This is a genomic window from Deefgea piscis, assembly GCF_019665785.1.
GTDB lineage: Bacteria > Pseudomonadota > Gammaproteobacteria > Burkholderiales > Chitinibacteraceae > Deefgea.
Map to the genome: position 1 here is coordinate 1,229,704 of NZ_CP081149.1, position 16,146 is coordinate 1,245,849.

Sequence of the window (16,146 nt, forward strand, 5' to 3'; positions counted from 1 at the left end):
CATTTGTCAGTGTTTTTCTTTCATCATATTGAATGTAAGCATATTCTGATATGCTGTTTCGTACTATTTTTATGACATTTATGTTCATTGTCTTGGGGGAAGTTTGTCAGCACGGCAACATCAAACGGTGCAACTCCGTTATTTGCAGGGCTTATATGTACGCTACCGTGATCGTCCTGCTTTATTAAGTGAACTCGAATATTTGTTTGGATTGCGCCCAGTTGCGTCTGATAATTTGTCAGAAATCGCCGCCGAATCGGCTTTGCAATTGAACGAATACTTACACGCTATGGGCGACCCTCATGCTATGAGCTGGGTGGCCAGTCAGATTGATTTGGCCGCTGGCGATGGTTTTATTTATTACTTACGCAGCGCGAATACTTTAGAGATGGCGATTGCTGAGCTGTCGCGATTTGCAGCGATGTTGTTTCCCGATGGCGATATGCGTGTCGTGACTGAGGCGGAGCAATGGCAAATTCAATTATCACCATTGCCGCAGTTTGATCGTTTGGGCGGCTTGCTGCGCTATGAGGCGATTGTCGTGTGGCTTATCCGGGCGGTGAGTTGTATTTTGGGGGCAGATATTCGTCCACTGTCGGTGCAAGTCATGACGAGCAAAATGGATTCGACTGAGTTGGAGACGATTTGCGCTGCGCCAATTGCTTATCAGGCGGAGTGTTTTAGTGTGGCATGGCCTAGCTCGTATTTGCAGAGCAAACTCCCTGGGTTTAGCGCGAGTTTGCATTCCACTTTGCAGGCCATGTTCAATCAACGACTGCAGCATTTTCAAGCGCAACATACTTTGCTGTGGCGCACTTGGCAGCATTTAGCCAGAGGGCAGCAATTGGCTTGGGCTGATTTAGCCAATACTGCGCATGCTTTGGGTTTAAGTAGCGCTTCATTTCGTCGGCAACTGAGTTTAGAGGGGACGAGCTTTCGCCAAATTAGTGTGCAAATGAAGCGCAATCGAGCAATTCATGCATTATTGGATCCCAAGGTTCGTCTTGAAGATCTTGCTCACTCCTTGGGTTTTGCCGAAAGGAGTACTTTTGAGCGTGCTTTTGGTTTGTGGTTTACTTGGTCGCCAAGCCAATTTCGTCGCGAGTTGAAACGATCTTTTCCAAGTCGAGCAAGTGCAAAGTGGCATGTGGCAGAGGCGTGGTCTTTTGCTGAATGCCATTCAGAGCGACTGGATGCGGCTTTGGATCAAGAGTTGGTGGTGTTGTCGAAATTGGCGCCGTATTGGCTAGATAATCCAAAACATACCGCTTTATTATTGGTCGAGTTAAATCTGTTAGAAATAGATTTTAAAAAGGGTATGCATGAGTTTGCCAAGTTTGAATATAGCTTGGAGCCCTATACCTACCGAAATCTATTATGTTCTTCGCGGGGCGTTCCACAATCTTTAGGGCAAGAGCAGTACCAACGTGCATTGTTGGTGTCCCATTTTTCGCGGGCGGTGCTTGAGGATTGCGCATTTGCTACACTGGATGTTGAGCATGGGCTTATGGTTTGGGCGGCTTATTTTCATCGTCTTGCGACTCCGCTCGAAAATTTACCATTCGCCGAGCATTGTCGCCGTAGTGCTTTATTGCTGATTTTGTGGGGAGTGAACCCAGAAGTGCTGACTTATTTGTTGCGCTGGTCAAGTAATGCAACGCTTGTTTCGGCGTATTTAGAACACGCCTTAGATTATTTATCCGCTCGATTAGATCAACAATCTCTAGCTTATGATTGTTGGCGCGTTGAGTTTGGGCAACAAGATAAAATTTATTCGCAATGGGATTTACTTTTAAAGCAGATTCAAAATCGACTTGAATAACCTTATTTCGTAAAATTATGTAATTCTGAATAATTCTGATTGAGTTAATTTATTGATAACTATTCGTGTTGATGTTGATTTGTTTTAATTGCTACAGATGATTGGATTAAGTTTGCTAGATGCCTGGATTTGTGCTTGAAGCAACTTGAGATAAAGCGGGTGTGGCAGGTTTGTTTTTTAAGGCATTGCCTTAAATGTACTAAATCTATATCGAATTTGCTATACCCATGTCATTTTAAATTGGGTATTCTAGCGGGAGGGGTTTCTGAATATAATAATTAAATGGAAATAATCATGTTAATGTCTTTTAAAATTCGTACTCGCTTGTTGTTATTGAGTATTTTAGCTTTGTCTGGTATGGCCATCATTATGGCGATTGGCCTTTATAATCAAAAGCAGGTCACATTGGACGAGCGAAAATTTGCTATTAAAAGCCAAGTTGAAACGGCAGTTTCTATTATTAAGCATTATCAGGATTTAAATCGTAGTGGGGTCATGAGCGTCGAGGAAGCGCAAAAATCAGCAATTGCTGCAATGCGTCATGTTCGTTATGGTAATGGAGAATCTTTTTTTATTACTGATACGCAGCAAGTATATAAATTATCACCGAATAAACCTGAATTTGAAGGGCAAAATAAAAGTACATTGCAGGATAAAAATGGCAAATTCTTATTGCAGGATTTAACCCGTGCCGCACAACAAGGTGGCGGTTATGTTGATTATTATTTTAGCAAACTAGGTAGTGCTGAAGCTTTGCCAAAACTCTCCTATGCGGCATTAGTTCCTGAGTGGAATTGGGTGGTCGGCACCGGTGTTTATATTGATGATATTGACGCCGAAATGAAAAATGTATTGATTTGGGGATTGATTGAATTAGCTATTTTGGCGATTTTGGTGAGTTTACTGGCATGGCTCATTACATCCAGTATTTTGCGCCAATTGGGGGGCGAGCCAAGCGAGGGAATCAGATTGATGCAGCAGTTGGCGCAAGGTGATTTGCAGTTAAAAATGCAGCAGGCGCCAGTGGGTAGTATGTTTGCTTCTTTAGCAGAAATGGCAGCCAGTTTGCGCAAAGTTATGCTGGATGTAAAAAATGACGCAGATGTTTTGAGTCAACAAGCCACACAAATCGCTCAATCAAGTCAATCCATTGCCTTGGCTGCCAATCAGCAAACCGATGCGACCAGTGCAATGGCCGCAGCCATGGAAGAGCTGACCGTTAGCATTAGTCATATTTCGGATAGCTCGAGTCTGACTGAGGCTGCATCGCGGCAAGCGACAGCTTTGTCGCGTGATGGGGTTGAGCAAGTGGCAATGGCAACGACGACTATGGAGCATATCGCTGCGAGTGTGACGCAAGCGAGTGGGCAAATTCGGGCGTTAGACACTCAGGCGAGAGAGATTTCTGGGATTGCTGCAGTCATTAAAGATATTGCGGGACAAACGAATTTATTAGCTTTAAATGCTGCGATTGAGGCGGCACGCGCCGGTGAGCAAGGGCGTGGTTTTGCGGTGGTCGCAGATGAAGTTCGAAAATTAGCTGAAAGAACCGCTAGCGCCACGGTGAATATTGAAACCATGCTCAATGCGATTCAAGGTGAAACTGTCAACGTGGTGGCGGTAATGGATGAAGCGATTCCACAGGTGGTTCGTGGGGTGGCGCTGGCGCAACAAGTTAAGCAATCACTGAGCCAAATTCAAGGTAAGCGCTCAGCCGCTCCACCGCCTTGACGCTTAAGTTTCTGCTAGCGCTCTTAGCGGTAATAATTCGTCGATGCGGCTGTTCGGCCAAGTGGGGAGCTTTTCTAGGGTGTCGGTGAGCCAGGCCATCGGGTCTAGGTCGTTGAGTTTGGCGGTGCCCAGTAGCGTTTGAATTGCGGCAGCGCGTTGACCGGCGCGCTCGCTCCCCGCAAATAACCAGTTCTTTTTGCCAATCGCAATCGGCCGAATGCTGTTTTCGACCGGATTGTTATCGATTGGCGCAATGCCGCTTTGGGCGTAGCGTTCAAGCGCCGTCCAACGCCGTTGGCTGTAAATGATCGCTTTAGCGAGTGCGCTATTGGGCGCAACTTTGCTACCGGTTTCATCCAGCCAAATTTTGAATTCGAGCAGTTTAGGTTGCGCTTGTTGCTGCCGTAGCGCTCGGCGTTGTTCGGGGTTTAAATCTTTGGCCTGCGCTTCTAGTGCATACAGTTCGCCAATACGGCGCAGCGCCTCTGCGGCAATCGGGCTGCCGTTGGCTTGATGCAATTCGAAGAATTTGCGCCGTGCGTGCGCCCAGCAGCCCAGCTCAATCACGCCGGTTTTGAACAGCGCTTTGTAGCCGCCATAGTCATCGACCATCAATTGACCTTGCCAATCGGCCAAGAAATCGCGGACGTGTTGACCCGAGCGACCGCCTTGGTAGTCGAACAAAATGATCGGCGCACTGCCACTCAAAGGCGTGTTGCGATACCCCCATAAATACGCGGTTTTGGTTTTGCCTTTGCCCGGATCAAGCTGTTTGACTGGCGTTTCATCGGCATGCAGCACCGTTTCGCCTTTCAATCGTTCACGCAATCGATCCGCCAACGGCTGCAACCACCAGCCGACTGTGCCGACCCAACTGGCCAGCGTGCTTTCTGCTAACGGCACGCCGCTGCGTTCGGCGATTTGCCGTAGCCGATACAGCGGTAAATGATCAATGTATTTGCTGACCATCACCCACGCCAAAGTGGCCGCAGTGGGTAAACCGCCATTGATGATCGCCGGCGGAATCGGCGCGGCGCTCATCGTTTGACAGCTGCGGCAAGCGTATTGCGGGCGAATGTGGCGCAACACGCTAAACACCGCCGGTTGCACATGCAGTTGCTCGCTAATGTCTTCGCCGACTTTAACTAAACCCTGACCACATTGGCCGCAACTGCATGATTCAGGCTCGTGAACCATATCGGTACGCGGCAAATGCGCCGGTAAGGCTTGGCGACCTGCACGAATGCGCGGCTTTTTATCGCTGACCTCGGGGGTGTTGTTGGCTTGCTCGGCGGCGAGTTTGGCTTCCAGCGCCGCCATATCGGCATCGAGGGCTTCTTCAAACAAATCTCGCTGCTCGCGATTCATCACTTCGGTCTTAGCGCCATAACGCATGCGGCGCAGATAGGCCAATTCCATCGTTAGCGCTTCGATGGTTTGCGTTTTATTTTGGATGTCGGAGACGTATTGTTTGAGTTGTTGATCTTGCTGAGTGACTAATTCAGTATGCTGAGCAAGGAGTACCGACTGCGCCAAAATCGCCGCGCGGACTGCGGCGGGTAGGTCTAAATTGGCGAGTTCTTGAGCGAGATCCATGTGTTGATTTTACAGGGTATTGCCATAAGAATTATATATTACATGCTGTATAGCGCAATACTGCGACAACTATTTTATCCATCCTCATCGTGAATTAGTAGGCGTATTCTGGTAGCGGTGGCGGCGCGAGTCGTTGCCAATCGACCCCACTCACCAACCATTGCCACTGCGCCGCATCCAGCGTAAAGATCACATCGCCCGCTTGCGGCCAAACAAACCGACCTTGATGCAAACGCCGCTGTGCCAACCACACACCGGTGCGATCCCACAGCAACACCTTCAAGCGATTACTGCGCTGATTGCGAAACGCATACGCCACACCTTCGATGGGGGAACGCTGCAAACGGGCATGAATCTTGGCCGACAAACCCTCGATACCAAGGCGCATATCGACCGGTTCGACGACCAATTGCAGCGAAGTGAGTGGCGGCATCATGTCAAAGCGCGCAATAAAGCTGCGACCCAAGCCGGATCGGTCGCCGCTGGCAAAGTCAGGGTCACGCCGGAGGGGAAATTCAACTGCAACTGCGCCGCAACGGGTGCGGGCCATTGTGCGGGCACGATGCTTGACGCCGATGGTTTCGGGGCGATCTGCGGTTCGGTGATTGCAGCTGAAGATGCGTCGGCAGATTCGAGGCGGCTACGGCGCAGCCAACTGGAAAAAGTAGTGCGTTTAAGCTGGTGCACTCGGACAAACTCGGCTTGAGTTAAACCGCTAGCCTGCCAACGTTGCACCCATTGCAAAGCATCAATCCACCGTCCCATGCTGCGCTCCCAAAAATCAAAAGCGCAGCATGCCTGAATTAAAACGATAATTGAGGTGGAACGGCTAAGCCCTTACAATTCAAGAGGGCGCAGAAGCGACGCTCACGCACTTGCATGAGGTTGCTTCGGCAACGCGTGAGCAAAGTTTGGCCAGTAATAGTATTGCGATGCGTGTTGAGGATATTTCACAAATGGTGGAGAAAACCAGTAGCGCGATCGCACAAACGGCAGAAAATGCGAGCCAAGTGGAGCAAGTAGCAATTCAACTCAATCGGGTCGTTGGGCAGTTTAAGGTGTAACTAAACTGCTGTGTTGTTTTATGTATAAAGCAACACAGCAGCTGGTTTTTAATGTTGAGAGGGTTTATTGCTTGATTGCTGATCGAGTTGATTAATCCAATCGCCACCTAGGCTGAGATATAAATTGGCGGCACTACTCAGGTAGGCTACTCGTGCAGATGTCGCCGATTGCTGAGCTGAATAAGCTTGGCGCTGTGCATCGAGAACGGTTAAATAAGGAGCCAAACCGCCGTTGTATTGCAGTGATGCCAGCGTTGAATATTCCAGATTGGTATTGACCAGTTGCGTTAGCGATTTTAGGGTTTTTCCATCTGCTTGGTAGCTCGATAACGCATTCTCTACATCAGCAAAAGACTGTTGTATCGTTTGTAGGTATCGCTGCTCTGCCGCTTGAGTTTGTGCCTCCGCGCTTTTTACTTGTCCTTGTGTTGACCCGCCTGAAAATACGCTACCACTGGCTTGTGCGGCTAAACTCCAAATCGAGCTACCGGCTTTGAGTAAATTACTCAATTGCTCGCTAACGCCGCCAGCTAAACTGGTTAGCGATATTTGCGGGAAATACTGTGCACGGGCCACGCCAATTTGCGCATTAGCAGCTTCAAGCTGTCTTTCTGCTTCTAAGATATCAGGACGATTACTTAATAAGCTAGAAGGTAAGGCGCTAGGAATCACAGGCGTTGTTAAGGCATCAAGTGCTTTACCTCGGGTAATTGGCCCTGGATTACGACCCATTAAAATAGAGAGTGCATTCTCGGTACTGACAATGGCTTTTTCTATCGGTGGAATATTCGATTGTGCTTCTTGATATTGGCTTTTGACTTGCTCGAGTGTAATTCGAGCAATAACGCCGTATTTGAATTGCAGTTCAAATAATTCAACGGTTCGTTGATAACTATTGACCGTATCTTTGGCGATGTTCAGTTGTTGGTCTAGGCCACGTAATTGTAAATACGTTTGTACTGTTGCTCCAGCCACGCTGAGTAATACACCTCGCCGCGCTTGTTTACTCGCTTCCAATTGCGCGTTAGCCGATTCACTTTGTCGGCGTAAACCGCCCCATAGATCGATTTCCCAGTTCACATTCGCAGCCACTTGGTAGCTATTGCTAACTCGCTGGCTACCAGCTAGACGCTCGCCGCTAGATAAGCCACGCGTGGCACCAGCTTGATAGCCAATAGATGGGTAAAGGGCCGAGCGAGCAACGGTGAGTTGCCCTGCCGCAGCATTGATATTGGCGAGCGCAATAGCCAGATTTCGGTTGTGTTGCACTGCTTCTTGTACATATTGGTCAAGTACGGGGTCATTAAATTGCCGCCACCATTCAGTATCTAGTGCATCTTGCTGCACTTTATTTGCTGCATATTGAAAGCTGGCTGGGATATCTACAGCAGGCCGTTGGTAATCTGGGCCAACAGCACAGGCAGAAAGCAAAGTGATACCAAGTAAAGGAGTTAAATATTTCATTGTTGCAGCTCCTCAGTAGGACTTGCATCAGATTTTGGCTCTGTTGCTGCCTGAGCTGATTTATTTTTGTTTTTTTCACGCCAACTTTCAAAGTGATAATAAAACAAAGGCACATAAATTAATGCCAGTGAAGAAAGTAACACCATCCCACCAATAATGCCGGTGCCAATCGAGTGGCGTGCATTGGCGCCGCTGCCTGATGCGAGCGCCAAAGGTAATGTGCCTAACATAAATGCAAGCGAAGTCATGATAATGGCGCGTAAACGTAACTCACCCGCTTCAACTGCTGATTCGAGCAAACTATGACCAGCTTGATGCTGCTTGATGGCAAATTCAACGATCAAAATGGCATTTTTAGCCGCTAAACCCACTAAAACCAATAAGCCAATTTGCATATAAACATCATTATCTAGCCCACGTAGCCAAGTAAACATTAAAGCGCCGAGTAAACCAAATGGCACGGCACAGATGACGGCGGCAGGGAGTGACCATGATTCAAATAGCGCGGCTAAGATCAGAAAGACCATTAAAATGCCAAGTAAGAAAATATAAATCGAATCATTACCCGAAGTCGTTTCTGAATAGGATAAGCCCGCCCATGCGTAGCTGTAACTGCTTGGCAATGTTGCTGCAGCGACTTCTTTTAAGGCTGATATTGCTTGGCCTGAGCTGTAACCTGGGTTGGGCGAGCCAATAATGTTGACCGCCGGAAATCCGTTAAAGTGCGACATAATCGTTGGGCCATTAACAAAGCTCATATTCACAACAGCAGATAAAGGCACCATGTCGCCACTTTGTGAACGGGTATAGATTTGGTCAATGTCTTCTGGTTTTTGCCGGTAACGTGCCTCAGCTTGCATGGTGACATCCCAAACGCGGCTGTACTGATTAAATTGACTCACCCTTAAAGAACCAAATTGGGCTTGTAGGGCTGATAGAACGTCAGAAATGGGAACGCCGATCAGATTGCTTTGCTCACGATTAATCGTTACTTTCAATTGTTGACTGTTGGCATTAAAGGTACTGGTGAGCCCACCTAATTCAGGTCGTTTACTGGCAGCAGCAACAAATTTTTGTAGCACTTGCTGCATTTGTTCTGGTGTATCTGTGCCTTTATTTTGCAACCAAATCTCAAAGCCACCAGACGTACCGATACCTGGTATAGGAGGAGGAACTAATGGAATAACAGCTCCGCTGGTCATACCCCTGGTTTCTTTAGCGATTTGTTGGGTAACGGCAAAAACAGATTCTGATGCCGATTTTCTTTCATCAAATGGTTTTAAACCAATAAATGCAGTTGCTGCATTGGTTTTAACTTGCCCGTCGAGCATACTAAAACCATTAATCATGGTGTTGTAGCTGACGGCAGGATTGTCGCGAATGATTTTATTGAGTTGTTCGCCAGCGCTAATGGTCCTTTGTAAACTGGCTGCTTCAGGCATCATTAAAGCCGCAAGCATATAGCCTTGATCTTCTTGCGGCACAAAGCTGGTTGGTACAATTCTGAATAGCTGCCACAAGCCGATCACCATAACGGCTAAAAGCAAAACAGAAAGCGCAGAGCGACGAATAATCGTATGTGAAATAACACCATATGATTTTGTAAGTCGAGCAAACCAATTATTAAACCAAGCAAAAAAGCCTTTAGTTGGTGGAGAGGTGCGTTTGAGCAAGATGGCACAAAGTGTTGGTGTGAGTGTGAGTGCGGTTACACCCGATATCAATACGCCACTTGCAATGGTCGTGGCAAATTGTTTGTAGAGCTGACCTGTAGTGCCTGATACAAACAGTGCTGGGATGAAAACGGCTGAAAGAACGAGCGTCATACTTAAAACCGCCCCAGAAACCTCGTCCATTGAAAGAATTGCGGCGTCTTTTACTGACATTTCAGGGTGTTCATGCATGGTGTGTTCTACGTGCTCAATAACGACGATCGCATCATCGACCACTAAACCAATTGCGAGTACCAAACCAAACAATGTTAATAAATTAACTGAAAACCCCATTGCCGCTAAGCCAATAAATGCTCCTAGCAGGGAAACAATAATTGCAATCGTAGCAATGACAGTGGCTCGAAGGTTTTGCAAAAATAAGTACATCACAAAAATAACGAGCACTAGTGCTTCTAATAATGTAATAACAACTTCTTTAATCGAGTCACGTACAAAATCAGTTGTATCTAATGCAATGGTGTAATCTAAACCACTTGGAAAATCAGCTTTGGCGGTACTGAGTGTCTTCCGAATGGCGTTCGAAACATCGATACTATTTGCTCCTGCTTGCAGATAAACACCAATCGCAGAAGTTGGGCGATTGTTAAATACATTTTCACCTGAATAATATTGTCGGCCAAATTCGACTTTTGCTACGTCTTTTAAATGAACAATCGCATTGCCATTTTGGGACGCTTTAATAATCATATTTTCGTAAATGCTCGGGTCGGAAAAAGCACCATCGGTCACGACAGGGAAGGTCATTTCAACCTGACCTTCATTGGGCGCTTGTCCTATTTGTCCTGCACCAACCAGTGCATTTTGACTGGCAATAGCAGATTTAATATCACTGGTTGTTACGCCTAAAGAGGCCATATTGCGAGGGTTTAACCAAACACGAATTGCTTGGTCTGGCGAGCCAAATAAAGTGGCTTGTCCAGCGCCAGGAACTCGTTTAATTGCATCCATAATATTGATGTTGGTGTAATTATCGAGCTGGGCTGAAGACATTTTCCCCGATTTATCATAAACAGCAATCACCATTAAAATACTCGATGATTGTTTTTCTACAGAGACTCCATTTTGAGAAACAATGGCTGGTAATTGCGGTAATGCCCGATCTACTCGATTTTGTACTTGAACTTGAGCGATATCCGGGTCTGTTTCTAGATTAAAGTAAGCCGTAATGGTAATGGTGCCGCTCGAAGAGCTGCTTGATTTCATATACAGTAAATTATCAACCCCAATAATTTGTTGCTCGATAGGAGCGGCGACAGTTTGTGCAACAGTTTGTGCATCTGCACCGGGATAATTGGCGGTGATTTGTATTTGAACTGGAGCAATAACCGGATATTGCTCGACTGGCAGGCTATATAGCGCCAACGCACCCACAATTGAAATGACAATGGAAATGACTGCGGCAAAAATTGGCCGTTCAATAAAAAATCGAGAAAACATAGTCGGCCTCGTTTATTTTTTTGCCGCAGAAGGGGCGTCGTTAGTCTGAGTTAGACCAAGGGATTTATTCATTTCTGCTGCACTTAACGGAGTCACTTTGAGTGGTGCTTCTGGGCGCAAGGTGGTCACGCCATCAACGATGACTTGTTCGCCAGCATTTAAACCACTATTGACAAACCAGCCTAATCCTCGCCATTGTCCGGTTGTAACTGGGCGATATTCCGCTTGTGAATTTTTACCGACAACCCAAACATAATTGGTTCCTGCGCCTTGCTGTACTGCTCGTTGCGGTAACAAAATGGCGTTTGGACGCACTGCACCTTTTAAGACTACATTGACATATTGATTGGGTAATAAGGCGCCATTTGGGTTGTCTACTGAGGCTCTGACCATGAAAGTACCAGTATTACTATTATAAAAAGGCGATGCAAAAGTGAGCTTGCCTCTTTGCGCATACACTTGATTGTTTCCAAGTAATATTTCTGCTTCATATATTCCGTTTGCAGGTGCACGTAGCAAACCTTTTTTAATCGCTTCTGTTTGGCTTTGGCGTTGATTCTCGGAAACGCTAAAATTAATCCACATTGGCGAGAGAGTGGCGACGGTGGTCATTTTGCTATTGCTAGCATCGATATAAGTGCCAACTGAAGGGATTGCCATGCCGCTGATGCCATCAACTGGCGAAGTAATCACGGTGTAGCTTAAATTTAATTCGGCTTGTGTCACATTGGCTTTTGCTTGGCTTACACTTGCTTTGGCTTGCTGAAAAGTGCCTATGGCGTTATCAAGATCCGCCTGGGAGGCTGCGCCGCGTGGGGTTAATTCGTTATATCGGTTTAAAGTTAGTTGTGCTGTATTTAGAGCGGCTTGATTATTGGCCAGCTGAGCTCGAGCTGCATCTAATGCCGCTTGAAATGGTCGTTGATCAAGTTTAAATAAAACTTGATTTTTGCTGACTTTGCCACCCTCGGTATAATTTTTACTATCAAGGTAACCAGAGACTCGAGCGTGAATGTCAACATTTTGCGAGCTTTCGACACGTGCCACAAAAGGAAAGTCAACCGGTATATCTTGAGGCGCAATCGTGATTGCAGTTACTGTGGTTACTGGGATATTTGGTTTCTCAGATTTGTTGTCACAGCCAGTTAAAGTAATGAGGGTTGCAATAAAAAAGCTGCTATACCATCTTGCATGAGTGTTGCGCTGAGTCATGCAGTTCATATTTCTCTCCGATATATATTGAGTGAAGCAGCTTTAATTAGACTGTTTATTGCACTCTTATCAAAACTTTAAAATTTCTCTGTATTACTAAATTGTTAGACATGACCTCTTTTTAAAAGAGGTCATTGCCTTTTTATTATTTGAATTTAATTGACGGCATATAGGTTTAAACCTAATTCTTTTGCAATGTAAGCAACCATTAACTGACCACGAACACTATTGCCAATTGGATCAAGGGGAGGGGAGAATCCGGCGATGGCTAATTGCCCAGGAGCAACGGCTAAAATACCGCCGCCGACGCCACTTTTTCCGGGCAATCCAACGGTATAGGCCCAATCTCCAGAACTATCGTAAAGGCCTTCCATTGTCATTTCGGCTAAAATACGAGGAACATTTTCAGTTTTGAGTACCCTTTGATTATTTAAAGGGTTGATACCGCCTGCCGCCAATGTAGCGCCCATCACTGCCAAATCTTTCGCTGAGATTAAAGTCGAGCATTGTCGTGTGTAGACATCGCAGGCTTCCATTGGGTCTGAATACATGGCACCCGCCGAATAAAGCAGCCAAGCAATCGCGCGATTATGGAAGTTAGTCGTTTGTTCTGAACGATTAATTTCTTCGCTAAGTGCGATCTGCCGTCCTGCTAGTTGGCTTTGCATCCCCAAAATACGAGACCAACGCTCTTCAGGGTTACTTGCTTTGATCAAACTCACTGTCGCCATCGCACCAGCATTCACCAGTGGTGAAAGTGGTTTTCCACCATGTAACTCAAGCGCCATTATGGAGTTGAAAGGTAGACCTGTTGGATCTGCGCCAATTTTGTTATGTACTTCCTCAGCACCAACGTCTTCAAGTGCGAGTGCCAATGAAAATACTTTGGAGATCGACTCTAAAGCAAATTCATAATTTGAATCGCCGCATTCAAAAACCTTGCCATCTTTGGTAACAACCGTCACACCCGCTAGCGAAGAAGGTACTGATGCGAGGTAGGGAATGTAACTCGCATTTTCACCTCCCGCTGCTTGTGAAAATTTATCGTAAGCCTCTTTAACTACTGCGGCTATTTTTGCGTGATCCAAGCTCATTGTGCCACTCCTTTATTTTCGTCTAAGACAACAACTTTGGTTTGAACTTCACTTGGATTACGGCCTTCTAATTCCCAACCAAATGCTTCAAAGTCACTCGCACCTTCGGTTGTTTTCCAATGTGGTTTACGGTTGGCATAAATTAACAGTGGTATTGCGACAAAAATGACATTGCCAGCGATCAGAATACCGATATAGGTACTTGGGCTACCTACTGAAATTTGTGATGGTGGTACGAATGACAAAATAAATGCGACCATTGCGCCCACTAAACCAGCGCCGGCAAAAATCCACATACCAGCACTGCCAAATGGCACAACATATGGACGTTTGGTGATTGGTTCGGTGTGGCGTAGATGGATTGCGGCAGCAAACATTAAGAAATACATAATCAAGTAAAGGGTTACAGTTAATTGGCTTAAGATTTGATACGCAGCTTGTACCGATGGCAAAATGACAAACATAACGGCCAAGAAAGTAACGACTAAGCCTTGGCAGATCAAAAGATTTGATGCCACGCCATTTTTATTGAGCTTTTGGAAAAATGGAGGTAAATAACCAGCACGGCCAACAACAGCAATGGCAGCTGATGGACCTGACACCCAAACAGTTACGCCGCCGATAACACCGGCAAATAGTGCCAACGCAACAATAGAACCTGCCCATGGGATGCCATAAAAGTGGAAAAAGTCGTTGTAAGCAACTAGCAGACTTTGCGTCAAATTAATTTCACTTTGTGGTACGACGAGGCCAATGGCTAGTGTTCCGAGCACAAAAATAGCCACAGTCGCTAATGATGAAATTAAAATCGCTAATGGGTAGTTTCGACTTGGGTTATCAATTTCTTTAACGTGGATGGCATTCATTTCCATACCAGCATAAAAAAGAAAAATACCCGCAGCTAAAACCAAATTATCAAATTTAGAAAAATCTGGAATCAGCTTGTCCCAACCTAATTCAATATGAATTGGGCGGCCTTCAATTAAGTAAATGGCACCCAATAAAATCAAAATTGCCGCAGGAATGATGGTACCGATCAGCCCCCCCATTTGCTAATGGCTGAGGATGATTTTATGCCACGTAACGTGACTAATGTTGCGCCCCAATAAACAACCAAAACGGCAATGATGGTGTAAACCATATTCGCAGATAGGGCCACATCCCATTTCTGATTCGGCCCAACAAAAGCGAGTGAGACCCAAGCAAAGGTAAGGACGGTTGGGAACCAAATCGTTGATTCAACCCATAATAAAAAGATAGCAACAAAGCCCCAGCGAGGGCCGAATGCTTCGCCTACCCAGCGAAAAACACCGCCTTTTTGTGGCCAAGCAGTTGCTAATTCTGCTGCAACAATTGAAACTGGGATCAAAAAGAAAACTGCAGCAAAGATGTAATAAAAAATCGAAGTTAATCCATACTCTGCTTCAGCTGGAAGTCCGCGAAGACTCACAACCGCCGTGATGTTCATAATTGCTAGTGTCATTACACCAAGCGTGGCTTTACGTAAGGTGCTACTTTTAGCAGGAGCTGCGGTAGTCATAGGTTTCTCCAATTATTGTTTCTATTTGAACTTAGAAAGCAAAATTTTTTTTGAATTACATTTGAAAATTTAAAACATCAGTGTTGAACGTAATGAAAGTGTCCAAGCACTATTTCTAGTAGGGTCCGCACCAGGGTTATGAACATATTGCACATCGGGTGTAATGAGTAAACCCTTCGCAATAGTCCAATTCCAATACAATTCAATTAATTTTTCATTTCGTAATTGATTTTGGTTTGATGTATTTTTTGCTGGATCGCTATAGCCAAACGCTAGTCCTATTTGATCAGTAGGGCTGCGTTGAAGTGGATTGTTGAGTGCAGCACCTAATGCATAAGAGCTTTTGATCGCTGTGGTATAGCCAGTAGCCCGATTCGCCCTGCCAAATATCGCCCATGAATCATTTAAGTTTTGCACCGCATTAAATGACCAACCATGACTCTTGGGTGATTGCAATTGAACGCTAGGCACTTGGTAATAAGTCATTGAGTATTGAGCGGAGCCAAGGCCTTCAAATTTCGGAGTCCATTGAGCATAGGCAAACCATGAATAGCCCCCATCCCCAAAGTGCTTGGTTGATAATGTAGATCCGCTGATGTTGTCCGCACTTTGAAAGCCAGTTGCAAATTGTAGGCTCTTGCTTGGATTAATTTGTAGATATGCGCCCAAACCAGCAACGGCATAGGTTGATGTGCCGTTTTGACTTAAAATATCATTATTAAAGTTTTGCTGTTGGTTCCCTAAATACTGATTGCCATCAAAATTAGCAAAGGAATATTGCCCTACAGAAATCAAGGCTTGATTGCTAGGTAATGCTTGAGTGTAAGTCAATTGGGAAAATGTATTTTGTCGTCTACCAAAATCGTTATTGGGCGTTACTAATCCTAAATTGTTTTGGATGTCTGCACCATTTTGATTCGTGCTGTATCGAACCCAAGTGTAGGCAAATTGTAATGAGCCCGTACCAATAGAATCGTTTTGAAATAACGTCCAATCTAGAGATGGGGTAGCTAGCCATTGTCCTGCAGGACTGCCACCATTTGGGCGCCCCCATTGCTGTAAATAGCTTAGATCCATTGACCATGATATACCGTCGTCTTTTGCCGTTTTTATTTTAAATGCTGAATACTCGCCATAGAAATCACTTGCATCCTTATATAAATAATGCCTTGCTGTTGCACGATTAATATTATCTTGGATGCGACTAATTTTTTGCACTTCGCTAACATCTGAAGACTCGTTGCTTAACGCATCATTTTGAGCCGATGCAATTTGAGCCGCACTAATTAAAGCAATTCCACCAATTCCACTCGCAATTTTAATGGCATAATGATTACGATATGTTCGCATAATCTTCCCCTAATTGATAAGGATGCTGCAAAATCAATCGGCTAGATTTCAAAGTAATTCATCAGCAGTGCCAAGATGAATAAATTCATACTTAACAACTGCT

General features: G+C 45.5%; 11 protein-coding genes and 1 pseudogene. 3 read left to right on the forward strand and 9 right to left on the reverse strand.

Features of this window, described 5'->3' with window-relative positions:
- Positions 1-103 precede the first annotated feature (103 nt).
- The gene (locus tag K4H25_RS05735) at positions 104-1,822 is read left to right on the forward strand and encodes a helix-turn-helix domain-containing protein (protein ID WP_221022402.1); all 1,719 of its coding nucleotides are present in this window, start codon (positions 104-106) and stop codon (positions 1,820-1,822) included.
- Between the two features lie 294 nt (positions 1,823-2,116).
- Entirely contained in the window at positions 2,117-3,553 is a 1,437-nt protein-coding gene (locus K4H25_RS05740; RefSeq protein ID WP_221022403.1) for a methyl-accepting chemotaxis protein, read from the forward strand.
- Positions 3,554-3,556: 3 nt separating this feature from the next.
- Here K4H25_RS05740 and tnpC read toward each other — a convergent pair whose 3' ends face one another.
- The 3 genes from tnpC to tnpA form a co-directional block, all read right to left on the reverse strand.
- On the reverse strand, positions 3,557-5,149 hold the full coding sequence (gene tnpC, locus K4H25_RS05745) for an IS66 family transposase (RefSeq protein WP_221020868.1): 1,593 nt from the start codon (positions 5,147-5,149) through the stop codon (positions 3,557-3,559).
- Positions 5,150-5,243: 94 nt separating this feature from the next.
- Positions 5,244-5,585 (reverse strand): IS66 family insertion sequence element accessory protein TnpB, encoded by a 342-nt coding sequence (tnpB, locus tag K4H25_RS05750; RefSeq protein ID WP_221020869.1) that lies wholly within the window; start codon positions 5,583-5,585, stop codon positions 5,244-5,246.
- Entirely contained in the window at positions 5,582-5,914 is a 333-nt protein-coding gene (tnpA, locus tag K4H25_RS05755; protein WP_221020870.1) for an IS66 family insertion sequence element accessory protein TnpA, read from the reverse strand. The genes tnpB and tnpA overlap by 4 nt, the downstream gene beginning before the upstream one ends.
- Positions 5,915-6,024: 110 nt before the next feature.
- Between tnpA and K4H25_RS05760 the strand changes: the two genes are divergently transcribed.
- Entirely contained in the window at positions 6,025-6,213 is a 189-nt protein-coding gene (locus K4H25_RS05760; protein ID WP_221022404.1) for a hypothetical protein, read from the forward strand.
- Positions 6,214-6,261: 48 nt separating this feature from the next.
- Here the strand turns inward: K4H25_RS05760 and K4H25_RS05765 are convergent, their stop codons facing one another.
- From K4H25_RS05765 to K4H25_RS05795, 6 genes and pseudogenes are all read right to left on the reverse strand, one after another.
- A complete protein-coding gene (locus K4H25_RS05765; RefSeq protein WP_221022405.1) occupies positions 6,262-7,677 on the reverse strand; it encodes an efflux transporter outer membrane subunit in 1,416 nt (471 codons plus the stop codon).
- Positions 7,674-10,847 carry an efflux RND transporter permease subunit gene (locus tag K4H25_RS05770; RefSeq protein ID WP_221022406.1) on the reverse strand — a complete coding sequence of 1,058 codons (3,174 nt, stop codon included), beginning with the start codon at positions 10,845-10,847 and terminating at the stop codon, positions 7,674-7,676. The genes K4H25_RS05765 and K4H25_RS05770 overlap by 4 nt, the downstream gene beginning before the upstream one ends.
- A 12-nt stretch (positions 10,848-10,859) precedes the next feature.
- Positions 10,860-12,068, reverse strand: a complete 1,209-nt coding sequence (locus tag K4H25_RS05775; RefSeq protein WP_221022407.1) for an efflux RND transporter periplasmic adaptor subunit — start codon at positions 12,066-12,068, stop codon at positions 10,860-10,862.
- Between the two features lie 146 nt (positions 12,069-12,214).
- Positions 12,215-13,147, reverse strand: a complete 933-nt coding sequence (glsA, locus tag K4H25_RS05780) for a glutaminase A (RefSeq protein WP_221022408.1) — start codon at positions 13,145-13,147, stop codon at positions 12,215-12,217.
- A 2-nt stretch (positions 13,148-13,149) separates the two neighbouring features.
- Positions 13,150-14,693, reverse strand: a pseudogene (gene gadC / locus K4H25_RS05785) (glutamine/gamma-aminobutyrate antiporter GadC).
- A 69-nt stretch (positions 14,694-14,762) separates the two neighbouring features.
- Entirely contained in the window at positions 14,763-16,043 is a 1,281-nt protein-coding gene (locus K4H25_RS05795) for a carbohydrate porin (RefSeq protein WP_221022411.1), read from the reverse strand.
- Between the last annotated feature and the right edge of the window lie 103 nt (positions 16,044-16,146).